Here is a 22,241-nt window from a genome sequence, read left to right as displayed (position 1 = left end):
TCAGTCGTCATTGACCAGATGACAGGCGACCCGCGTTCCGTTCGACAATGTCCGGACCGCCGGCACTTCCGCCGAACATCTGGCCGTCGCCAGCGGGCAGCGCGGGTGGAAGGTGCAACCCGAAGGCGGTTTGAGCGGGCTCGGCACCTCGCCACCAGCCAGTTCATGATCGCGTTTTGGCGCATTGATGTTCGGGATGGTGTCCAGCAGCAATTGCGTATAGGGGTGGCGCGGGCGCGCGAACAGAGCCTCGGTATCCCCTTCCTCGACGATGCGGCCGAGATACATCACCGCAATCCGATCCGACATGTGGCGGACCACGCTCATATCGTGGCTGATGAAGAGATAGGTCAGGCCCAGCTCGTCCTGCAGCCGGCGCATGAGGTTCAGGACCTGCGCCTGCACCGAAACGTCGAGCGCGGAGGTGGGCTCGTCGCAGACAAGGAATTCCGGCTCGCTCGCAAGCGCACGAGCAATGGAGATACGCTGGCGTTGACCGCCGGAAAACTCGTGCGGGAATTTGTCGCCGTCAGAAACCGAAAGCCCGACGGTCAGCAATAGTTCCTCGACCCTCTTTTCGATTTCGGCCGAAGTCTTGCGTAGCTTCAGTTCGCGCAGCGGTTCGGCGATGATGTTCTTCACCCGCCAGCGCGGATTAAGGGAAGCATAGGGGTCCTGAAAGATCATTTGGGCCGAGAGTGCCGTGCCGCTGCGCCCGGGCGCGAAGCGGATTTCGCCGCTTGTCGGCTTGTAGAGCCCGGTGACCAGTCGCGCGACGGTGGATTTGCCGCAGCCGCTTTCGCCGACGATGCTGAGACAGCCGCCGGCGGGCACGGCAAAGCTGATCTCGTTGACCGCCTGCAGGAACTGGCGTGGCTTGCGCTCGACCACGCGGTTGAGCCAGGGGGCGGAGACGTCGAAGGTCTTGACCACCCCGTCGACGGCGAGAGCCGGGGTCTTTTCGGAGGAAAAAGTCATGCGGTGCCCCCCGCGTTGAGCCAGCAGGCGCTTGCGCCATCGATGACGGAGATCAGGTCCGGCCGTTCGCGCAGGCAGCGCGGACCGGCGGATTTGCAGCGGGTATTGAAAGCGCAACCATTCGGAATGGCATCCAGCCGCGGCATCGAGCCGTCGATCTGGTTCAGCTTCTCGACGCGTGCGCCAAGCGAGGGAATGGAGGCCATCAGCCCCTGCGTATAGGGGTGGCGCGGCGCATGCAGCACCTGTTCCACCTGGCCGATCTCGATGAGACGGCCCGCATACATGACCGCCACGCGGTCTGCCGCTTCGGCAATGACGCCCATGTCGTGCGTCACGAGCATGACGGCCGCCTGCTTCTCCTTGCACAGCCGGCGCAGCAGCGAGATGATCTGGGCCTGGATCGAGACATCGAGCGCTGTGGTCGGCTCGTCCGCAATGATGAGCTTCGGCGCGGCCGCGAGCGCAAGCGCAATCACGACGCGCTGGCGCATGCCGCCGGAGAATTGGTGCGGATAGTGATTGATCCGCTCGTCGGGAGAGGGGATGCCGACATCGCGCAGCAGCTGGACAGCCCGTGCCCGCGCCTCTGTTTTGCCGAGCGGCAGATGCTGCCGGATCGTCTCCGTCAGCTGCGCGCCGACCGTGAAGAGCGGGTTCAGCGAGGTGAGCGGGTCCTGGAAGATCGCGCCGATCTCGCGGCCGCGAATATGCTCCATCGAGCGGTCATCCAGCGTATCGATCCGCCGGTTGCCGAGCCAGATCTCGCCGCCGGCGATTCGGCCAGGGCGTTCGAGCAGGCCCTGGATGGCAAGCCCGGTCATGGACTTGCCCGCGCCGGATTCGCCGACCACGCCAAGGATTTCGCCTGGGCGGATGGTAAGGCTGACATCCGACAACGCCGTGACCGTGCCGCGGCGGCTCGGAAACTCTACCTTGAGGTTTCGAACCTCGATAACCGGTTGTTGCGCTTCAACCATTGTCTGCCTCGATCGGATAGCTGGGCACGAAGATTTCCGAGACCGGCGGGTGGTTCCAGCTGCGCTCGGGATATTTGGTGATCAGCCCTTCATATTGCGCCTGTGCCTGGTCACGCGCCTTTTCCATGTCGAAGTTTGCCAGTCGGCGGTCGAGCATCGACAGGCGACCATCGACGAAGACGGCACGGGTGACTTTTCCGGAGCCGCCGGTCACCAGCGTCGTGATCGGGTCGACGGACGGGGCCATGATCGTGTCGCTGAGATCAAAGACGGCGATATCCGCGCGCGCGCCCGGCGACAGGTGTCCAAGGTCCGGGCGGCCGAGAGCGTGCGCGCCACCAAGGGTTGCCGCGTCGAACAGATCGGCGCTGCGCACCCTGTCGGGCGCATGATCGTTGATGCGGCAGGTGATGAGGCCGACGAGCAGGTTCATCAGCATATCAGGCGGCGTCGTATCCGTGCCCATGGCGATGTTGATGCCCTGCCGCCGGCATTTGGAAAAGGAGTTGAGCGTCGAGCCGCTGCGAGCCGAAACGAGCGGACAGTGGACGATGGAAACGCCATGCTCCGCATAGAGCCCAAGGTCTTCCTCGGTCGCATTTGTCGCGTGCGGCGCGATCAACCGGTCGCTCAAAAGCCCGTTCTTCGCAAGCCAGACGGGTGCCGTCGAACCATGCAGCATTTCCACGGTGTCGACTTCCATCGTCCCCTGCGCCATATGCAGGCGGAACTTGCAGCCGAGATCGCGGGCGGCGGCATCGGTGCGTTGCAGGAGGGCAAGGGTCGACGTTTCGACCCGATCTGGGGCCAGTATGCCGCGCACCAGGTCTCCATGCGCGCCGTTCTGGCGCTCGATATAGGCAATGGCGTCGCTCAGGCCTCGGAGGCCGCGCTCTTCGTCGAACACAGGCACCATCTTGCCCGGCGCTTCGAGCACCATGCCGCCGGAGCGATAGGCGGGACTCAAATAGACGCGCAGGCCAAGATCGCCAGCAGCATCGGCGGCCGCATCGAACTCGGCGACGGTCTCGCCCCATTCGCGATAAAAGAGCGACGCGATAGGCGCAGCCGTGGTAATGCCGTTCAGCAGCAGCTGGCCGAAGGCGAAGCGCTTCTGGAACGCCAGCTCCTCCGGGCTATACATCTCATAGGGTCCGGCTTCCACATAGGACCGCGGCCAGACGCGGCCCTTGGCCCAGCCGGGATGATTGTCGATGCCGAGGATCGTGCTGTCGAGATCGGAGAGCGCATCGAGATCGATCAGGCCGGGGCTGATGAGCGCATTGCCGAAATCGATGCGGCGGGCCACTTTGCCGGGAAAATTATGCCCGACGAAAAGGATAACGCCATCCTCGAAGACGACCTGACCGTTGCGCAGCAATGTGTGGCCGCCGTCCTTGTGACCGACCACCCAGCTTGAGGTGATCAGGGTGCGCCCCTCCGGCCGATACCCGAGCGAAAGATCTGCGAAATCCGCCGCCATCATGGCATCTCCACCGCGGCCTGCCCTTGGCGCGCGACCACTCGGCCGCGTTTGACGACCAGCGGACGCGGCGCGATGTCGACCACGGCATGGGCAAGCGTCTGACCCGCCAGCAGGGTGAAATCGGCGTCGCAGCCAACCTTCAGACCGTAATTCTCGATCTGCATCACGTCAGCCCCACCCTGCGAGACGATGTGCAGAACATGTTCGAGATCGCGATCGGAACGCAAGCCGTTCTTCATGCCGATGACCTGGGCGCGGTCCAGCATGTCGGGATGGCCCCACGGACCCCAGGTGTCGCGGATGCCGTCGCAACCGCCGCCGACGCGCACGCCCGCTTCCTTGAGGCGCATGATCGACGGCACTGCTGCGGAGGGCGCGCCGGTCGTCAGGATCGCCACGTCGAGCTTGGCGATCTCGTCGATCAGCTTGCCGACGCGCAGATAGTCGTTCATGCCGAGCGCGAAGGCGTGGCTGATGGCGACCTTACCCTGCATGCCGTTGGCGCGGATGCGCTCGAACATCAGTTCCATCGTGAAGGCGCCAAGCTCGCCGGCTTCGTGCAGATGGATGTCGATCGGAACGCCGTGCCTAGTGGCAAGCTCAAACAGAATATCGAGCTGGCCTTTGGGATCACGGTCGATGCCGCAAGGGTCGATGCCGCCAAGCACTTCGCAGCCCTGGCGCAGCGCTTCGTCGAGCAGTTCCACCGTGCCCGGCATCACCATGACGCCGGACTGAGGGAAGGCGACGATCTCGATGTCGATGATGCCTTCAAGCTTTTCCCGGGTTTCCCAGACGCCCTCGACCAGACGCAGGCCGTGGGTCGGATCGATATCGACATGACTGCGAATGTGGCTGGCCCCATGCGCGGCAAGCCCGATCGCATGACGCATGGACTGGCGATGTGGGTCGATGCCGATCTCCAGGCGATGTTCGCGTTCGAAATCGATGCGCTCGCGCAAGATCGCGGCGCGGTTGTTGACATGCCAGGGCATGCCCCAGGTCGTCTTGTCGAGATGGGTATGGGCGTCGATCAGGCCGGGTGCGGCAATGGCGTTGCCGCCATCTTCGACCACCATGCCCGGCTCGGCCTCGAAAGTTCCGAAGCCCGCAATCTTTCCGTCGCGGATCAGGATGTCACAGGTTTCGCCGGCCATGGGCCTGACATTGCGCAGCAGAAGATTGGTCATGAACTTACCTCAGTTTCGGATTGAGCGCGTCGCGCAGCCAGTCGCCGAGCAGGTTGACGGCAACGACGAGCAGGCAGAGTTGGATGACGGGGAAGAGCACGATCCACCAGGCGCCTGAAAACAGGAACTGGTTACCGATGCGGATGAGCGTGCCGAGCGAAGGCTGGGTCGGCGGCATACCGATGCCGAGGAAGGAGAGCGTCGCCTCTGTGAGGATCGCCATGCCGAAATTGAGCGTTGCGGCGACCATGATCGGCGTCAGCGTGTTGGGCAGGATGTGCTTGGCCATGATGCGGCGCGCAGGCACGCCGATCAGCCGTGCCGCCTGCACATAGTCCTTGCCGGCTTCGACGATCGCCTGGGCGCGCACCGTGCGGGCATATTGCACCCAGCTCGAGAGCGCGATGGCAAAGACGAGCACGGCCGAAGCGCCGATCTCGCGCAGGCTTTCCGGCAGCATCTGCCGCACGACTGTCGACACCAGGATCGCAACGAGGATGGTCGGAATGGAGAGCATGACGTCGCCGATCCGCATCAGCAGATTGTCGATGAAGCCGCCGAAGAAGCCGGCAACGAGACCGGCAATCAGGCCGATCGCCAGCGAGAGCACAACGGAAGCAATACCGATGACGATGGAGATGCGCGTCCCGTAGAGGATGGCCGACAGCATGTCCCGGCCTTGCGTATCGGTGCCGAGCAGATAGGGCATTTCGCCGCCATCATGCCAGATCGGCGGCAATTCTGCCTTCCACATGTCGAGCTGCGCGCCGTCATAGGGGTTTTGCGGCGCGATCAGCGGCGCCAGGATCGCGGTCAGGATCAAGATTGCAAGCACGGCCGCCCCGATGATCGCGGCCTTGCTATGGATGAAGGACCACCAGAGGTCGCTGTTGCGCAAGCGCCTGAAAAGCGGGGGACGCGAAGGCTTTTCCGGCTTCGATATGTCTGAGAGTTCCATGGTCATCGACCGGCTCCTGGTTTCGATCAGCGTGCAGTGCGCAGGCGGGGATCGATCACCGCATAGGCGATGTCCACCAACGTGTTGAGAACGACAAAGATGAAGGAGATGATGCAGAGATAGGCGGCCATGACAGGAATATCGAGGAAGGTGACGGCCTGGATGAACAGCATGCCCATGCCCGGCCACTGGAATACCGTCTCGGTGATCAAGGCAAAGGCGATCAAGGCCCCGACATTCATCGCCGTCATGGTGACGACGGGCATTAGACAGTTGCGCAAGGCGTGGCGAAAATAGATGCGCCAGCGCGGAATGCCGCGCGCGCGGGCGAACTTGATATAGTCGGAGCGCAGCACTTCCAGCATTTCGGCGCGTACCAGACGCATGACCAGCGTGATCTGATAGAGCGAGAGCGCGATCGAGGGCAGGATCAGCGCCGCACGGCCCGACGATGTCAGGAAGCCCGTGGACCACCAGCCGATCTGCACGACATCGCCGCGCCCGAAGGCAGGCAGCCAGCCCAAGGTGACCGAGAAGGCGAGAATGAGCAGGATGCCGACGACGAAGCTTGGCAGGGATACGCCGACGATCGACAGGAATTGCAGTCCCTCGGTGTACCATTTGCCGCGTTTGATGGCCGTCAGCACGCCGAGCGGGATGCCGGCTAGCAGCGAAATCAGCGTCGCGACGAAGACGAGTTCCAGCGTGGCGGGAAAACGCTCGGCAATCAGCGGCAACACCTTCTGGCCGTTGCGGTAGGAAACGCCGAAATTACCCTCGGCGGCGTTGACGACGAAGCGAACATATTGCGTCGGCAGGCTGTCGTTGAGGCCGAGCCTCTCGCGCAAAGCCGCGCGGTCCGCTTGCGAGGTCTGTTCGCCCACCATCAATTCGACCGGGTCGCCGGCAAGCCGGAAGATCAGGAATGCCAGGAGAGCGACGGCAAGCATCACCAGGATCGCATTCCCGAGACGCTTGATGATGAAAACCAGCATGAGACCCTCTCGGCTTCGCCTCGTCTTCCGGCAAATCTATGCGCGGAGGAGCTGGCGGAATTCCTTTGGGGGATGAAGAAAGAACGGCTGCAGCGCGCCTGCGCAAATGGCGCATCCCTGTCGCTACAGGCTGCCGAAACCAGCAGCCACTGCAACACGAGCGTCGCTCGCTGCGAAGAAACCTCCCTCACTCCCTATGCGGTCATTAACGCAGATATTTCGAAGTTGTCAACGCGATTGTCGACAATATTGACGGCGCAATGTCGTCGAATTGGCTTTTCCGCCGACTGATCCACCGAGGTTCGGCCATAAGCGGCATCGCTGCCAGATCACTCAATCAAAGCGGGCATCCGCAGGGCGAAGCTGCGCACTGAAGTCTTCCATTCGGTGAGATAGGGCGGCCAATAAAAAGAGCGCTTCGCGATATGCGAAGCGCTCTGTCATCATTCGGTGGAAGGGTATGATGGCGACTATTCGGCCATCTGCGTCAGCCAGAGACGTGGCTTGTTGTCGGCGCGGAAGTCGATGCTCTTCACCTTCTTCAGCACGGCCCAGGCGATGGGCTGCTGGTGAAGCGGAATGAGCATGGCCTGGTCTTTGGCGATCTTCAAGGCCTGTGCTTCGAGCGCCAGACGCTTGTCGTTGTCCGGCTCCTGTGCTGCCTGCGCTACCAGCTTGTCCAGATCCGGATTCGACCAGCCGCCATAGTTGGAGACGCCCATGGCGCCACTGCGCGTCGACAGGACCTGGGAGAGGAGCGAATAGGCGTCGAGCGTCGGCTCGTTTGCCCAGCTCAGATTGAAGACATCGGCCTTGCCATTGCTGCGCTTGGCCGTCTGCACCGCACGCGGTGCGATATCGATGCTCGGCTGGAAACCGCCGCGCTTCAGCATGTTGGCGATGCCGGAGCAGATATCCTCTTCGTTGATGCTCTCGTCGTTCATGCACATGTAGGTGAAGGCAAGGCCCTTCTGGCCGGCGTCCTCCAGAAGCTTCTGTGCGAGCTTCGAATCGGCCTGGTTGTAGGTGTCGAGTTCTTTAGCGTAGCCGGAGATTTCCGGAGCGATCAGCGAACCGGATGGCCGTGCCAGGCCGCGCATCACCTTCTTGTTGATCAGGTCGCGGTCGATGGAGGCTTCAAAGGCCTGACGCACGCGCAAGTCATTAAACGGATTGGGACGTCCGTCCTCCAATTTCTCCTTGCGATTGAAGGCGACGAAGACGGTACGCAGCTCCGTGCGCTTCTTCACGGTAATGTCGGGCGTGGATTCCAGGCGAGGCAGATCCTGGATCGGGGCGGAATCGATGAAGTCGATCTCGCCGGAGAGAAGAGCCGCGACGCGTGTCGCGGCCGAGGTGATCGGCACGAACTCGATGCGGTCGAGATTGTGCTTCTTCTGGTCCCACCAGCCGGCATTGGCGACCAGCACCGTCTTGGCGTCGGGCACGCGGCTTTCGAGCTTGAATGGCCCGGTGCCGTTGGTGTGCATAGTCGTGAAGCCTTCGACCTTCGAGGCGAAGTCGGTCGGCTTCTCGCTATTATTGTCCTTCAGCCACTGGGCGTTGAACATGAAGATATTGGTGATGTCGTTCAGAAACAGCGAGGTCGGCGCCGAGACTTCGATGTCGACCGTGTGATCGTCGACTTTCTGGATGCCGACATAGAGCGGGATGTTGCCGCGCAGCGGCGAGGCCGGATCGGATGCGCGCTTGAACGATGCCACGACATCATCGGCGGTAAAATCCGCACCATTGTGGAACTTCACACCCTGACGCAGCGTGAAGCGCCAGTGCTTGCTGTCGATCTGCTTCCAATCGGTGGCGAGCGCCGGCTCGATCTTGAAGTTCGTATCGTAGCGAACGAGCCCTTCGTAGATATGGTTCAGGAAAGCGAGATTCGATGTGGACGGCACCGAATCCGGGTCCAACGAATAGATGTCTGCCCGGCTGCCCCAGCGCAATGTGGCGGCGTCGGCCGGTGCTGCGATGGCCGCGGCTGCCAACGCGGCAATGATGATCTGTTTGAAACGAAGCATGTGTTCCTCCCTTTGTTATTTCCGGACCCTGATCCCATGAGCCCTGATCCTTTGGGCTGTCCCAATTTGCCCGGGAGTATCGATGCGACATTCAGTATTGTCAATTAAATTGTTGACAATTATCGTATCCAAAAATCACGCAAATCGGCGCCAGGCCGAGTTGCCGAATCACGGGAGGAAAACATGGAAGGCCTGCTTCTGCTGCACGGAACGATCGTCACCGTCGACAAAGAACGCCGCATCATCGAGGATGGTGGGCTGGCGATCTCGGCGGATCGGATCGTCGAGATCGGTGCTGCTGCGGAGCTGATGCCGCGTCATGCGGACAAGAGGGTGATCGACTGCCGCGGGAAGGTGGTCATTCCCGGTCTCATCGATGCCCATGGGCATGCCGGCCATGCGCTGATCCGCAGCATTGCCGCCGACACCAACGCCATCTGGATGCGTGTCGTCACGCCGACCTATTATCATTATGTCACGCGCGACTTCTGGTATGCGGACGGGCTAGTGTCGGGGCTCGAGCGGCTGCACGCCGGTGTGACGACGGGTGCCAGCATCATCACCTCGATGCCGCGCAGCGACGATCCCGTCTTTGCCATCAATCATGCACGCGCCTATGGCGAAATCGGCCTGCGCGAGATCGTCTGCGTCGGTCCGTCGGGCCTGCCCTGGCCGCATCCCGTCACCCGGTGGGAGAGCGGTAGGCCCGAACGCCGGAACGTCAGCTTCGAGGAGATGATCGAAGGCTCGGAAGCGGTGATCGAGGCGCTTGATGGTGGCGCCGGCGGGCGCATTCGCGTCTTCCTGACGCCTTTTACCATCGTCCCCTCGGTCGAGCCTTCCAAAGCCTCGACCCCGGATCAGGCCGTTAGCCTGACGGGGAACGATCGCATGCAAGCCCGCAGAGTTCGGGAAACGGCGCGCAAATGGGGCGTGCGCATCCACTCCGACGCCTTTGCCGGGCAGATCCGCATGGCATTCCAGGACAAGGAAAATGCTCTCCTCGGCCCCGATATCCATCTACAGCATTGCTGGGGCATTTCGCATGAGGAGATGGATATTCTGGCCGAGACCGGCACGAACGTCACTCACGCGCCGCCCGGCCGTTCCACGCCGGCCCTTGAGATGATGGCCAGAGGCATCCCACTGGCGATCACCTCGGACGGCGCCGCCCCAAGCCGCCATTTCGACATGTTCCAGACCGCCAGACTGGCCCAATCGACACAGCATATCCTGCACAACCACGATCGCTATCTGCTGCCGCCGGGCAAGATCTTCGAAATGATCACCATCGATGCCGCCAAGGTCATCGGCATGGATCATGAAATCGGATCGCTCGAAGTTGGCAAGAAGGCCGATATTGCCATCATCGACATGCGCAAGCCGCATCTGATGCCCAACTGGATGCCGGTTCACCGCCTTGTCCATCAGGTGCTCGGAAGCGATGTCGATACCGTGATCGTCGACGGGAAGGTGCTGATGGAAGCCGGCAAGGTGCTGACGGTCGACACCGAAGCGGCCCTCGATTTCGGTCAGCGGGAGGCGCTTGCCCTCGTCGAGCGGGCCGGCCTGCAGGCCCATATGCACGATCCCGGCTGGGGAAAACTGCAGCGCACGTTCACCGAGCCGGTGTTGCCGCCGCTGGCGCCTGACTGCTGAGAGAAATCATATCGCCGGGCGTCCTCAAACGAAGGCTTCGACCCGCTCCCAGGCGGCCGACAGATGTTGTTCGATGATCTTCGCCAGACGATCGGCGTCGCGCGCTTCGAGAGCTGCGATCATGCGTTCATGCTCTTCGATCGCCTTGGCCCAATTCTCTTCGCCCTCGTGCCCAACGAACCGCACCCGTTTCAGACGGCCCTGCAGCATGGCATGGGTATAGGCCAGCGGTTCATTGTCGGAAAGTGTAACGATGGCCGAGTGAATGCTCTGGTTCAGCTTGTAGTATTCCATACGCTTGCGCTCACGGTAATGGCCAAGCATTTGGTCGTGCAGGGACCGGATGCCGGCAATCTGCGCGTCGGTCGCGCGCTCGCAGGCGAGGCGGCCCGCCAGAACCTCAAGGGTCCGGAGGACAAGCAGCATGTCCTTGATGTCCTTGGCGCTGAACTGGCGCACGACCGCGCCGCGACTCGGGACAAGCTCGACCAAACCCTCGCTGGCGAGGAACTTTATCGCTTCGCGTAACGGTGTGCGCGAGACGCCGAGACGTTGGCCGATCTGAGTTTCATGAATGCGGGAGCCCGGCGGCAGTTCACCCTCGATGATCATGTCGCGCAGCCGATTGACGACTGCATCGTGAAGCGACACGCGCGCAATCGGGCCGGAGCCGCTGGCCGATGCAGCCGGTTCGCTCGGAAGCGGGTCGGAGCCTGCAACCATGTCCATCCCCCAGTCTTCAAAAGTGACGACGTCGTTCTGGACGTATCTTTTCCACCCATGGCTGTCCAGTCCAGGATCGCCAATGTGTCGTTTTTTACATTTTGTATTCTGTATACAGAATGCTTGACGCTGCCCCGTCGCTCCGATAGCGTCGCCTCATCAACTCCGGATCGAGTAGCCAAAATGGATGACACGCGCATGGCTCAGCGTCCCCTCATTGCCCTTGCCATGGGCGATCCTGCCGGCATCAGCCCGGAATTGGCGGCCCGGCTGCTTGTCTCCAAGCGGGTGAACGAGGCGGCGCGGCTGGTGGTTATCGGCGATCGTCGGATTCTGAACGATGGCGCGACGGCTGCGGGTGTAATTCCAGAGCTGCAGTCGGTGTCCTTGAGCGATGTCGGCCTGCAGACGGTGACGGCGCACGCCTTCCTGGATCTCGGCAACCTGTCGCCTGCCGATGTGCGCAAGGGCGAGGCGGCTCTGATCGGCGGTCGCTTTGCCGTTGAAAACTTCCGCAATGCCCTCGAGCTTGGCCGTGACGGCAAGGTGGATGCGGTATGCTTCACGCCCTTCAACAAGAAGGCCATGCGCCTTGCCTATCCGGGATATGACGACGAGATACGCTTCATCGCCGACGTCTTGCAGTTTCGGCAGAAGATGCGGGAATTCAATGTGTTGGAGCAGATCTGGAATGCGCGCGTGACGTCGCATATTCCGCTTTCCGCCGTTGCCTCCCACATTTCCGAGGAAGCCATTCTCGCCGAGCTCGATCTGACACGGACATGCCTAATCCAGGCGGGGATCACCGAACCCAAGATCGCCGTTGCCGGGCTCAATCCACATGCGGGTGATGGCGGCAGCTTCGGGATGGAGGAAATCGACATCATCGAGCCGGCCGTTGCCAGAGCCATCGACAAGGGCTGGCAGGTCGAGGGGCCGTTTCCTGCCGATACCGTATTCCTGACGGCATTGAAGCGCGGCTTCCACGCCGTGCTGACCATGTATCACGACCAGGGCCAGATCGCGATGAAGATGATGGGTTTCGATCGCGGCGTGACGATGCTCGGGGGCTTGCCGTTTCCTGTCTGCACGCCAGCGCATGGAACGGCCTACGATATTGCCGGCAAGGGCATCGCCAATGTCGGCGCCAGCGAAGAGGCCGTCCTGCTGGCGGCGCGCATGGCGGCGCAGGGCAAGGCGGCATCCGCCCGGCTTTGATCGATCAAGGCGGGATATGGTATCGGCCACTGACGATCTTTGCCAAACACGTCACGACGTCCCTGGCGTGTTCGCGGACGCTGTTTTCCATCACTGAGTGAATCATGCGGCGTCGCCTCTGCGATGCTTGACAGATTTTGGATTGTCGATCACGATCGGTAAAGCGGTTTACTAAAGCGGTTTACAAAACATGGTGAACGAACGGACTTCGGGTTTGAAGGATGTGGCGAAAGCCGCCGGCGTATCGGTGGCGACTGTCTCGCGCATGCTGAACGGTTCGCTCGATCTGCCGGCCGCCACCAAGCAACGCATCGACGAGGCGATTGCATCCCTCAAATATCAGCCGAACCCGCATGCGCGGCGCCTGAGCCGCGGTCGTTCCGACACGATCGGTCTGGTGGTGCCCGATATCGCCAACCCGTTCTTTGCGACGATGGTTGCCGCCATCGAAGAGGAGGCCAACGACCGGGGGCTGGTCGTGTCGCTCTATGCGACGCTCAACCGCACCGGCCGCGAAGTCGCATATCTCAGATTGATCGAACACAATCACGTCGACGGCCTGGTCTTCGTCACCAACCACCCCGACGACGGCGAGCTTGCGGCGCTCATCAATCGTACGGGCAAGGTCATCGTCGTCGATGAAGACGTACCGCTCGCCGCCGTCCCAAAACTCTTCTGCGACAATTTCCAGGGCGGCCAGCTCGCCGGCCGGCATCTGGCGGAATTCGGGCATCGGCATGTGCTCTACGTCGGTGGCCCCGATGCCATGATCAGCACGCAGCGGCGCTTCAACGGACTGTGCGAGGGGCTGCGGGAACGCTTCGGCGACGACGCTACGGTCCGCCGCTATAGCGGCGAATATACCATTGCCTGCGGACGAGACATGGCGCGGCGCTTCCTTGAGGAGGGTATGCCCGCAACGGCGATCTTCGCGAGCTCCGACGAAATCGCAATCGGCATGATCGAGGTCCTGCGGGAAAAGGGGATTTCGATCCCCGAGGACCTTTCCCTCATTGGCTTCGATGACGTCAGCCCTCTCCACCTTTTTGCGCCGCCTGTGACGGCGATCCGGCAGCCGGTGCGCACCATCGGGCAGCGCGCCCTATCCCTTCTTCTTGAGACCAACTGGCAGGAAAGCGAGGCGCTCGCCACCGAGGAACTCGTGCCAGTCGAAATCGTCGTGCGGAAATCCGTTGCACCGCCTTCGACATATAACAAGCAACGATAACCAAACCAGAGGATGAGAACATGAAGCAGATCAGACGTCGGGCGTTTAACGCCGCCCTTGCCTTTACCGCGCTTGCGGGCATGACCTTGGCAGCGCCGCTCGCGCATGCGGCCGGCAAGACCTATGCACTGGTGCAGATCAACCAGCAGGCCCTTTTCTTCAACCAGATCAATGAGGGTGCTCAGAAGGCCGCAGATGCCTCGGGCGACAAGCTCGTCATCTTCAACGCCAACAATGACGCCAGCGCGCAGAACAGCGCCATCGAGACCTATATCCAGCAAAAGGTCGACGGCCTGATCGTCGTAGCCATCGACGTCAATGGCATCATGCCGGCCGTCAAGCAGGCCTCGGACGCCGGCATTCCGGTTGTCGCCATCGATGCCGTTCTGCCTGAAGGCCCGCAGAAGTCGCAGATCGGTGTCGACAATGGCAAGGCCGGCGCCGATATCGGCGCCTATTACCTCGACTACGTGAAGAAGAACATGGGCGGCAAGGCCAAGGTCGGCATCGTCGGCGCCTTGAACTCCTATATTCAGAATCTCCGCCAGAAGGGCTTCGAGGACGCAATCAAAGGTGGCGGCATTGAAACGGTCGGCGTTGTCGATGGCCAGAATATCCAGGACAATGCCCTTTCCGCTGCAGAAAATCTCATCACCGGCAATCCTGACATGACGACGATCTATGCGACTGGCGAGCCGGCGCTGCTCGGCGCAATCGCCGCTGTGCAGAGCCAGGGCAAGCAGGACAGCATCAAGGTCTTCGGCTGGGATCTGACCGCACAGGCGATCGCAGGCCTCGATCAGGGTTATGTCGTCGCCGTCGTCCAGCAGGACCCGTCCGGCGAGGGCAAGGCAGCCGTCGAAACCTTGGCGAAACTCAGTGCCGGACAAAGCGTCGAGAAGAGCATCTCCGTGCCGATTACGATCGTGACGAAGCAGAACGTCGACCCGTACCGGGCCGTCTTCAAATGATGACGGAAAACCGGCCTGTTTATGCCGGAGCCGGGGAGGCGCAAGCCTCCCGGCATTCCTCCGGCACGTCCGCTCCGACGCCAGCCGTATCGCTGCGCGGCATTCGCAAGACCTTCGGCTCGCATCAGGCGCTGCGCGGCGTCGATCTCGATCTTTTCCCCGGCGAGTGCCTCGGCCTCGTTGGCGACAATGCCGCCGGTAAGTCTACGCTTACAAAAATCATCTCCGGCACCTATCTGCCGGATGAGGGCACCATTTCGCTGAATGGCGAGGAGATCCGCTTCTCCGGCCCGGCGGATGCGCGTGATCGCCACATCGAAATGGTCTTCCAGGATCTGAGCCTCTGCGACCATGTCGACGTCGTCGGCAATCTCTTCCTCGGGCGCGAAATCACCAGGGGCCCCTTCCTAGATCGTCAGAAAATGCTGACCGAGGCCCGCAAGATGCTGGATGCGCTGGAGATCCGCATTCCGCGTCTCTCGGCCAAGGTCGAGAAGCTTTCAGGCGGCCAGCGCCAGGCGATCGCGATTGCGCGAGCCGCCTCGTTCAGCCCCAAGGTGCTGATCATGGACGAGCCGACATCGGCGCTTGCCGTCGCCGAAGTGGAGGCCGTCCTGTCGCTCATCAACCGGGTCAAGGCAACCGGCGTATCGGTCGTTCTCATCACCCATCGCCTGCAGGATCTCTTCAGGGTCTGTGACCGGATCGCCGTCATGTATGAAGGCACCAAGGTTGCGGAGCGCGACATCGGCAAGACCAATCTTGAGGATCTCGTCAAGCTCATCGTCGGGGGAGAAAGACATTGACCGTCTATACCGAACGCAACAAGGGCTCGCCGATCGCGGATTTCCTGGGTGAAAACGCCCAGGTCCTGTCGATCGCCTTCTTTTTCCTGGCGTGCCTGGTCTTCTTTTCGCTGACGACCACGACCTTCATGACGATGGGCAACATCCTCAACATCGTGCGTCAGGCCGCTCCCATCCTCGTCGTGGCGATTGCCATGACGCTGGTGATCGTAACAGGCGGGATAGATCTTTCTGTCGGCTCCATGCTGGCTCTTATCAATGCGGTCGCTGCCATCACATTGGCGACAGGTATACCCTGGCCGATCGTGTCGATTGGCATGCTCGCCTTCGGCGGCATCATTGGCCTGTTGCAGGGTTGGTTCATCGCCTATCAGAACATTCCTGCCTTCATCGTCACCCTTGCTGGTCTTTCCATATTGCGCGGCGTGGCACTCTACCTGACCCAGGGCTATTCCATTCCGATCAACGATGTACCTGGCTTCTTCTATCTGGGGCGCGGCGAACTGGCCGGCTTTCCTGTTCCGGCGCTGATTGCCATCCTGGTGGCGATTGTGGGTTACGTCATCATGGCCGTGACCAAATACGGACGGCAGATCGTGGCGGTGGGATCGAACATGGAAGCGGCGCGTCGCGTCGGCATGCCTGCCAAATGGATCGTCGCTTCCGTCTATCTGGTCTCGGGCGTTGCATCGGCACTGGCCGGTCTTCTGATTGCCGCGCGTCTCGGCTCCGGTTCGTCGAATGCGGCCGTCGGCTTCGAGCTTCAGGTCATTGCCGCCGTCGTTCTTGGCGGCACGTCGTTGATGGGCGGTCGTGGGACGATGATCGGGACAGTGCTTGGCACCATGACCATCGCCGTCATCGGCAATGGCCTCATCCTGATGCATATCTCGCCCTTCTTCACCCAGATCGTCACGGGGGCAATCATCCTGATCGCCATCTGGCTGAACACGCGCATCTTCACCACCAACTTCCGGCTGGCGGGCAGGAGGAAGAGCTGATGGCAACAGATGAGCTTTCTCCCGGTCACGTTCGGTCCGGACAAGTGATGACCGTCTCGGGACCGATACCGGTCTCCGACATCGGCATCACCCTGATGCACGAGCATATTCTCAATGATTGCCGTTGCTGGTGGCATGCGCCGAAGACGCCCGAACGCCAATATCTTGCGGAAAGCTTCGTCTGCATGGAGATCCTTGGCGAGCTGCGGCAGGACCCTTTCGTCAACAAGCACAACATCACGCTGGATGACGAAAAGCTTGCGGTGACGGAGCTCAAGGACTTTGCCGGGCTCGGCGGCCGCACAGTCGTCGAACCCACATGCCAGGGCATTGGCCGTGATCCTCTGGCTCTGCGGCGGATCTCCAAGGCGACGGGGCTGAACATCGTCATGGGAGCCGGCTTCTACCTCGGCTCGTCGCATCCCGAAAGGGTTGCGGGGATGTCGGCGGCTCAGATCGCCGACGAGATCGTGTCCGAGGCAACCGTCGGCGCCGACGGTACGGATGTGAAGATCGGCCTCATCGGCGAGATCGGCGTCTCCTCCGATTTTACCGACGAGGAAGAGAAATCGCTGCGGGGCGCCACTGAAGCGCATGTGCGCACCGGCCTGCCGCTGATGGTTCACCTTCCGGGCTGGTATCGCCTTGGCCACAAGGTTCTCGATGTCGTGGCGTCGGAAGGCGGCGATCTCAGGCATACGGTGCTTTGCCACATGAACCCGTCGCATGACGATCTCACCTATCAGTCGGAACTTGCCGCACGCGGTGCCTTCCTCGAATACGACATGATCGGCATGGACCTCTTCTATGCCGATCAGCAGGTGCAATGCCCAAGCGACGAAGAGGCAGCGCGCGCGCTCGTCAAGCTCGTCGAAATGGGACATCGCGACCGGCTGCTTCTATCCCACGACGTGTTTTTGAAGATGATGCTCAAGCACTATGGGGGCAATGGCTACGCCTATGTCCTGCGTCATTTCCTGCCGCGCCTGAAGCGCCACGGACTGGACGATACAACGCTCGACATCCTCATGCGCGCCAATCCGAGGTCGGTCTTCGAGGCCGCCACAACTCCATAAAATAAGAAATGGAAACATCATGACAAAGAAGGTTCTTCTCGTCGGCGAGAGCTGGGTCAGTTCCGCCACGCACTATAAGGGCTTCGACCAGTTTGGAAGCGTCACCTTTCACCTTGGCGCCGAGCCGCTCGTCAAGGCGCTTGCCGGCAGTGAGTACGAGCTCACTTACATGCCGGCCCATGAAGCCGTCGAACAATTGCCCTTCGACATGGCGGGGCTCGACGCCTATGACGCCATCATTCTTTCCGATATCGGCGCCAATTCGCTGCTGCTTCCGCCGGCGGTCTGGCTGCATTCGAAGACTGTCCCGAACCGATTGAAACTCTTGAAGGCCTGGGTCGAAAAGGGCGGTGGCCTGTTGATGGTCGGCGGCTATTTTTCCTTCCAGGGGATCGATGGCAAGGCTCGGTGGCGCCGCACCGCTGTCGAGGACGTGTTGCCGGTGACGTGCCTGCCCTATGACGACCGTGTCGAAATCCCCGAGGGAACGACACCTGTGATCGTCAAATCCGATCACGCCACCGTCGCCGGTATCCCAAGCGAATGGCCCTTGCTTCTCGGCGTCAACGAAGTCGAAGTACGCAAGCGCGACGACGTCGAAGTCGTCGCCCGCCTGCCGGATGACGAAGGCGGACATCCGCTCCTGGTGACCGGCCGGTTCGGCAAGGGCCGGACAGCCGCCTGGACGTCCGATATCGGTCCTCACTGGCTGTCGCCGGCCTTTTGCGAATGGGAAGGCTACGGGCGTCTTTGGAAGAACATTCTCGGTTGGCTGACGGAGGAGAAATAGCCTTTATTCGCCAGCCAGGATGCGGGCGAGGTCACTGCTGCTGGGGAAGGCCGAGCGCGTCCCCCGGCGGCTGACGGTGATGGCGGCGGCCGCGGTCGCGTGACGGATGGCCCGCGGGTCGAGTGGCGTGCCTCTCAGCGCGGCCGAGGCGAGTGCGACGGCCATGAAGGTGTCGCCGGCGCCCGTGGTGTCGATGACCTCGGTGGAGAGCGCCGGAACCGTCGCAAGCACCCGGTTGCCGTTGGCAAGGATCGCGCCATTGCCGCCAAGGGTCAGGACGATCTGCGCGACGCCGGCTTCGGCCAGGCGGTGAATGGCGGCCTCGCCGGAGGAACCGGTCAGGCTTTCGGCCTCGCCCTTGTTGAGAAAGGCGATGTCGATCAAGGGCCAGAGCTCGGCGAAGTAGGGCCGCAGTGGGGACGGGTTGAAGGCGGTCGTCAGGCGGCGGCGTCTGGCCTCGGCAAGAATGCCGCGGGTGACGTTTTCGCTGAGATTGCCCTGCAGCACCACCAGGTCGCCGGTCGCGGCGTCCTCAAGCGGTGCAAGCGCCTCGGCAAGCGTCATTGCCTCGGCGGAGGCTGTCGTGGTCACGATGGCGTTTTCGCCGTCTGGCGTCGTGAAGATGATGGAGAAGTCGCTGGAGCGGTCGGGATGCCCCAAAAGGCGCGCATCGACCGCTTCTCCGGCAAGCTGGCCGCGGATCGTCTCGGCGCGAAAATCCTCGCCGACGGCCGTGACGAGCGTCGTGGGAAGGCCCGTTCGGCTCATCACGACGGCCTGATTGGCGCCTTTGCCGCCGAGGTCGCGGGTTTCCTCCCGGCCAAGGATCGAGGCGCCCGCTTCGGGCATGGACAAGACGGATATGGTTTCGTCGATGGCGACGTTACCGATGACATAGGCACGCATGGCAGACTTTCAGAAAGGAAAGAGAAATGCAGCAAATATCGGATAGGGCTTCAAGCGCCATACGGGAAATCTTCGGTACTGACAAGGCGCTGATCGGCATGATCCATTGCCCGCCTTTCCCTGGTGCTCCGCGCTATCGTGGTGCGGCGATGGATTCCATTTACGACACCTGTATTCGTGACGCGGAAGCGCTCGTCAAGGGCGGAATTCACGGCCTGATCATCGAAAACCACGGGGATATTCCCTTTTCGAAACCTGAGGATATCGGCCATGAAACCGCGGCCTTCATGTCGGTCGTGACCGACCGTATTGCCCGCGCCGTCGACGTGCCGCTCGGCATCAATGTCCTTGCCAACGCGCCGATCCCGGCTTTTGCCATCGCCATGGCGGGCAATGCGCGCTTCATCCGCGTCAATCAATGGGCAAACGCCTATGTCGCCAATGAAGGCTTCATGGAGGGACGTGCTGCCGAGGCCATGCGCTATCGCTCGCTGCTGCGCGCCGAGCACATCAGGGTCTTCGCCGACAGCCATGTGAAGCACGGCGCACATGCGATTACCGCCGACCGGACGATCGACGAGCTGACGCGGGACCTCGCGTTCTTTGATGCCGATGTGGTGATCGCCACCGGCCAGAGAACGGGCAATAGCGCGACCATCGAGGAGATCGAGGAGATCGGGGCCGCCACGCATCTGCCATTGCTCGTCGGCTCGGGCGTCACCAAGGACAATATCGTCGAGATCCTCAAGCGCACGAATGGCGTCATTGTCGCCTCCTCGCTGAAGGAAGGCGGCGTCTGGTGGAACCCGGTGGACCCGGCCCGTGTAACAGCCTTCGTCGAAGCGGCAAAGCCTGGCCTGGAGGCGTGATGGTTATGGTGCAAACCCTGTCCGAACAGATGCTCGACGAGAACCGCGACGTCTTCGACGCGATGGTTCGCCATCGCTTCGTCGAGGACATCAAGGCCGACCGTCTTCCAAACGACGCGTTCGAGCGTTACCTCGTCTTTGAAGGCGCCTTCGTCGATACCGCGATTGCGATCTTTTCCTACGCCACTGCCAAGGCCGATACGATCGAGCAGAAGCGCTGGCTGATCGGCGTTCTCGATGCGCTCGCCAATCAGCAGATCGCTTATTTCGAAAAGACCTTTGCGGCACGCGACATTGATCCCACTCGATACGACACGGCGCGTGAGGATGTCGCCGCGTTCCGCGAGGGAATGCTGGCAATTGCGCGCGATGGCGGCTTTCTCGATACGATTGCGGCCATGTTTGCCGCCGAATGGATGTACTGGACCTGGTCGACAGAGGCGAACCGGACTGTGATCAGCGATCCCCTGCTCAAGGAATGGGTCGGGCTGCATGCCGAGCCCGATTTCGAGGCCCAGGCGCGCTGGCTGAAGGCGGTGCTGGATGAGGCCGGCAGCAGCATGGTTGCTACCGAGCGCAAGCGGCTGAGCGCGATCTTCGGTCGGGCGCAGCGCCTGGAGATCGATTTTCACGAGGCGGCGTATTCCTAGACACGCAGGGGAGCAGAAGTGCGTATTTGGCCGCTGTCGTCGGCGTCATCGGTCGGGCTGTCGGGGAGCTCCGGTGGCGGAACTGACCCGCCCCTCGGCCTTTGTTTACATTGAGATCGAATAAGGATATTTATTATCCTTGATAGATGTGTCGCAGCCGCCGGCTTCTGGAATGAATTTATGATCTTGAAAAGCCAAGTCGAATGGGCGCTGCATTGTTGCGCCATTCTTGCCGGTCTGCCCGACGGTCGCTATCTCTCCACCAAGGCGCTCGCTGAATTCCACGGCCTTCCCAAGGAATACCTTTCCAAGGCCCTGCAGGGGCTATCCCAGGCGGGGCTGGTCCACACAACGCTCGGCCCATCGGGAGGCTATCGATTGGCCAGGCCGCCGGCCGAAATTACCTTTCTCGAGATCGTCGAGGCGGTCGAGGGTCGGCAACGGACCTTCGTCTGCACCAATATACGCGCGAACAATCCATGCCGCCCCAAGGATTATTGTGAAAGCAGCCCATGCGCGGTTGCCCGCATCATGTGGGAGGCCGATGAGGCTTGGCGCATGAAATTGCGCGATGTCAAACTATCCGATCTGGTTGGTATCCTGTCGCAGGAGATTCCGCCGGAGCTATGGAAGAGCTCGTTTGAATGGGTGCTAGAGCGCGCCGGATGAACGCGGCTTGACGAGGACGACCTCCTCATCGGTTTCCGTGGGTGGCATGCAGACAAGACTTTCGGCCGGCATTGCCAAAGCGAGGCTGTTTGCCCTGCAATGTTCATAGACGAGATCGATGATCTCGTTTTGGGCGGCCATGCGGCTGGCTGCGCTTGCCACGCGAAACAAAAGCTCGACCTCGATGGCGATGGCATCGATCGTCTTCAGTGCGACGGCCGGCGGCGGATTGCCGACGATCCTCTCGCAACTCGACAGGACCCCCAGCATGATTTCCTCGACAAGACGCGGCTTGTGGGTCGCGGCAATGCGCATCGTCAGCGTGATCAGATGTGACTCGTCGGGGCGGCTGCGATTGGTCACCCCCTGCTTTGCAAGCACGCTATTCGGCAGCACGACGACGTTGTGGCTGCCGGTCAAAAGATTGGTGGAGCGCCAGTTCGTTTCCGAAACACGTCCCTCCGTGCCGTCGGCGAGCTGGACCCAGTCACCGATGACATAGGCGCGGCCAAGTGCCAACGCGATCCCGGAAAACACGTCGGCAAGCGTGTTTTGCAAGGCTAGGCCGATGATGACGACGACGACGCCGGAGGTGGCAATCAGCGGGCCGATCGGTGCGCCGAAGACGAAGCCGATGACCGATAGTGCGACACCGAGATAGACGACACCGACAATCAGGTCCTGCAGGAGATGCGCCTCGTGTGGCCGGCGATTGAGGGTGAGGTAGATATGGACGAAGCCTATCAGCGTCCATGCGAGATGAAGCCACCATAGAATTCTCGCGGATTTGGCAAGGAAGATGCCGGCATCCCGAAGTTCGCTGTCGTCGAGATGATAGGGCGAAATTCCGGCAAGCCAGAGCACCAGGCTCATGCCGAGGAAGAACGAGATCTGCACGATCAGGCGCGCGGTCGGACGGCGGCGCCCTTGAAGGTGCCAAATGAGAATGCCGGCAAACCCCAGGAGATTGATGAGGACAAGCGGCAGGACATGATGTTCACCGAACATGGCGGACTTTACCGGCGGGGAGTTGCAACGGAACATAGGAGGGC

The 22,241-nt window shown here is 61.5% G+C and carries 21 protein-coding genes; 11 read left to right on the top strand and 10 right to left on the bottom strand.

All coding sequences use genetic code 11. The features are described from left to right. The 7 genes from ACIQWP_RS26700 to ACIQWP_RS26670 form a co-directional block, all read right to left on the bottom strand. A complete protein-coding gene (locus tag ACIQWP_RS26700) occupies positions 1-978 on the bottom strand; it encodes an ABC transporter ATP-binding protein (protein ID WP_402794004.1) in 978 nt (325 codons plus the stop codon). Then, positions 975-1,958, bottom strand: coding sequence for an ABC transporter ATP-binding protein (locus ACIQWP_RS26695; RefSeq protein ID WP_402794002.1), 984 nt, complete (start codon positions 1,956-1,958; stop codon positions 975-977). Before ACIQWP_RS26695 ends, ACIQWP_RS26700 begins: the two co-directional genes overlap by 4 nt. Next, a complete protein-coding gene (locus ACIQWP_RS26690) occupies positions 1,951-3,441 on the bottom strand; it encodes an amidohydrolase family protein (RefSeq protein ID WP_402794138.1) in 1,491 nt (496 codons plus the stop codon). The genes ACIQWP_RS26695 and ACIQWP_RS26690 overlap by 8 nt, the downstream gene beginning before the upstream one ends. Further along, the gene (locus tag ACIQWP_RS26685; protein ID WP_402794000.1) at positions 3,441-4,634 is read right to left on the bottom strand and encodes an amidohydrolase family protein; all 1,194 of its coding nucleotides are present in this window, start codon (positions 4,632-4,634) and stop codon (positions 3,441-3,443) included. Before ACIQWP_RS26685 ends, ACIQWP_RS26690 begins: the two co-directional genes overlap by 1 nt. Before the next feature lie 4 nt (positions 4,635-4,638). After that, positions 4,639-5,592 (bottom strand): ABC transporter permease, encoded by a 954-nt coding sequence (locus tag ACIQWP_RS26680; protein WP_402794135.1) that lies wholly within the window; start codon positions 5,590-5,592, stop codon positions 4,639-4,641. A 26-nt stretch (positions 5,593-5,618) separates the two neighbouring features. Continuing rightward, positions 5,619-6,587 carry an ABC transporter permease gene (locus tag ACIQWP_RS26675; RefSeq protein ID WP_402793998.1) on the bottom strand — a complete coding sequence of 323 codons (969 nt, stop codon included), beginning with the start codon at positions 6,585-6,587 and terminating at the stop codon, positions 5,619-5,621. A 470-nt stretch (positions 6,588-7,057) separates the two neighbouring features. Beyond that, the gene (locus tag ACIQWP_RS26670; RefSeq protein ID WP_402793996.1) at positions 7,058-8,623 is read right to left on the bottom strand and encodes an ABC transporter substrate-binding protein; all 1,566 of its coding nucleotides are present in this window, start codon (positions 8,621-8,623) and stop codon (positions 7,058-7,060) included. A gap of 183 nt (positions 8,624-8,806) precedes the next feature. On the opposite strand from ACIQWP_RS26670, the gene ACIQWP_RS26665 reads away from it, so the two are divergent. Continuing rightward, positions 8,807-10,282: an amidohydrolase family protein gene (locus tag ACIQWP_RS26665; protein WP_402793994.1), complete on the top strand. Its 1,476-nt coding sequence runs from the start codon at positions 8,807-8,809 to the stop codon at positions 10,280-10,282. Positions 10,283-10,306: 24 nt separating this feature from the next. Here ACIQWP_RS26665 and ACIQWP_RS26660 read toward each other — a convergent pair whose 3' ends face one another. Next, a complete protein-coding gene (locus ACIQWP_RS26660; protein ID WP_402793992.1) occupies positions 10,307-11,005 on the bottom strand; it encodes a GntR family transcriptional regulator in 699 nt (232 codons plus the stop codon). Between the two features lie 183 nt (positions 11,006-11,188). On the opposite strand from ACIQWP_RS26660, the gene ACIQWP_RS26655 reads away from it, so the two are divergent. The 7 genes from ACIQWP_RS26655 to ACIQWP_RS26625 all read left to right on the top strand — a co-directional run bounded on the left by ACIQWP_RS26655 (position 11,189) and on the right by ACIQWP_RS26625 (position 18,095). Further along, positions 11,189-12,223 carry a 4-hydroxythreonine-4-phosphate dehydrogenase PdxA gene (locus ACIQWP_RS26655; RefSeq protein WP_402793990.1) on the top strand — a complete coding sequence of 345 codons (1,035 nt, stop codon included), beginning with the start codon at positions 11,189-11,191 and terminating at the stop codon, positions 12,221-12,223. 190 nt (positions 12,224-12,413) lie between these two features. Then, positions 12,414-13,451, top strand: a complete 1,038-nt coding sequence (locus ACIQWP_RS26650; protein WP_402793988.1) for a LacI family DNA-binding transcriptional regulator — start codon at positions 12,414-12,416, stop codon at positions 13,449-13,451. A gap of 20 nt (positions 13,452-13,471) precedes the next feature. Then, a complete protein-coding gene (locus tag ACIQWP_RS26645; protein WP_402793986.1) occupies positions 13,472-14,422 on the top strand; it encodes a substrate-binding domain-containing protein in 951 nt (316 codons plus the stop codon). Then, entirely contained in the window at positions 14,419-15,228 is an 810-nt protein-coding gene (locus tag ACIQWP_RS26640; RefSeq protein ID WP_402793985.1) for an ATP-binding cassette domain-containing protein, read from the top strand. The genes ACIQWP_RS26645 and ACIQWP_RS26640 overlap by 4 nt, the downstream gene beginning before the upstream one ends. Beyond that, the gene (locus ACIQWP_RS26635; RefSeq protein ID WP_402793983.1) at positions 15,225-16,229 is read left to right on the top strand and encodes an ABC transporter permease; all 1,005 of its coding nucleotides are present in this window, start codon (positions 15,225-15,227) and stop codon (positions 16,227-16,229) included. Before ACIQWP_RS26640 ends, ACIQWP_RS26635 begins: the two co-directional genes overlap by 4 nt. Then, entirely contained in the window at positions 16,229-17,305 is a 1,077-nt protein-coding gene (locus ACIQWP_RS26630) for a phosphotriesterase (RefSeq protein WP_402793981.1), read from the top strand. Before ACIQWP_RS26635 ends, ACIQWP_RS26630 begins: the two co-directional genes overlap by 1 nt. Before the next feature lie 19 nt (positions 17,306-17,324). Then, positions 17,325-18,095 (top strand): glutamine amidotransferase, encoded by a 771-nt coding sequence (locus tag ACIQWP_RS26625; RefSeq protein WP_402793979.1) that lies wholly within the window; start codon positions 17,325-17,327, stop codon positions 18,093-18,095. 3 nt (positions 18,096-18,098) lie between these two features. On the opposite strand, the gene ACIQWP_RS26620 is transcribed toward ACIQWP_RS26625, so the two are convergent. Beyond that, the gene (locus ACIQWP_RS26620; protein WP_402793978.1) at positions 18,099-19,001 is read right to left on the bottom strand and encodes a PfkB family carbohydrate kinase; all 903 of its coding nucleotides are present in this window, start codon (positions 18,999-19,001) and stop codon (positions 18,099-18,101) included. Between the two features lie 26 nt (positions 19,002-19,027). Between ACIQWP_RS26620 and ACIQWP_RS26615 the strand changes: the two genes are divergently transcribed. The 3 genes from ACIQWP_RS26615 (at position 19,028) to ACIQWP_RS26605 (ending at position 21,189) form a co-directional block, all read left to right on the top strand. Further along, positions 19,028-19,870, top strand: a complete 843-nt coding sequence (locus ACIQWP_RS26615) for a BtpA/SgcQ family protein (protein ID WP_402793976.1) — start codon at positions 19,028-19,030, stop codon at positions 19,868-19,870. A gap of 5 nt (positions 19,871-19,875) precedes the next feature. Further along, positions 19,876-20,520 carry a TenA family protein gene (locus tag ACIQWP_RS26610; RefSeq protein WP_402794132.1) on the top strand — a complete coding sequence of 215 codons (645 nt, stop codon included), beginning with the start codon at positions 19,876-19,878 and terminating at the stop codon, positions 20,518-20,520. A 180-nt stretch (positions 20,521-20,700) separates the two neighbouring features. Then, complete coding sequence (locus tag ACIQWP_RS26605; RefSeq protein WP_402793974.1) at positions 20,701-21,189, top strand: RrF2 family transcriptional regulator; 489 nt, start codon at positions 20,701-20,703, stop codon at positions 21,187-21,189. On the opposite strand, the gene ACIQWP_RS26600 is transcribed toward ACIQWP_RS26605, so the two are convergent. After that, the gene (locus ACIQWP_RS26600; RefSeq protein ID WP_402793972.1) at positions 21,172-22,197 is read right to left on the bottom strand and encodes a mechanosensitive ion channel family protein; all 1,026 of its coding nucleotides are present in this window, start codon (positions 22,195-22,197) and stop codon (positions 21,172-21,174) included. The two genes, ACIQWP_RS26605 and ACIQWP_RS26600, sit on opposite strands and share 18 nt — an antisense overlap. Positions 22,198-22,241 lie beyond the last annotated feature (44 nt).

This window comes from Rhizobium sp. NPDC090279 (genome assembly GCF_044769665.1).
Classification (GTDB): Bacteria; Pseudomonadota; Alphaproteobacteria; order Rhizobiales; family Rhizobiaceae; genus Rhizobium.
This window is presented reverse-complemented; position numbering and strand designations above follow the sequence as displayed.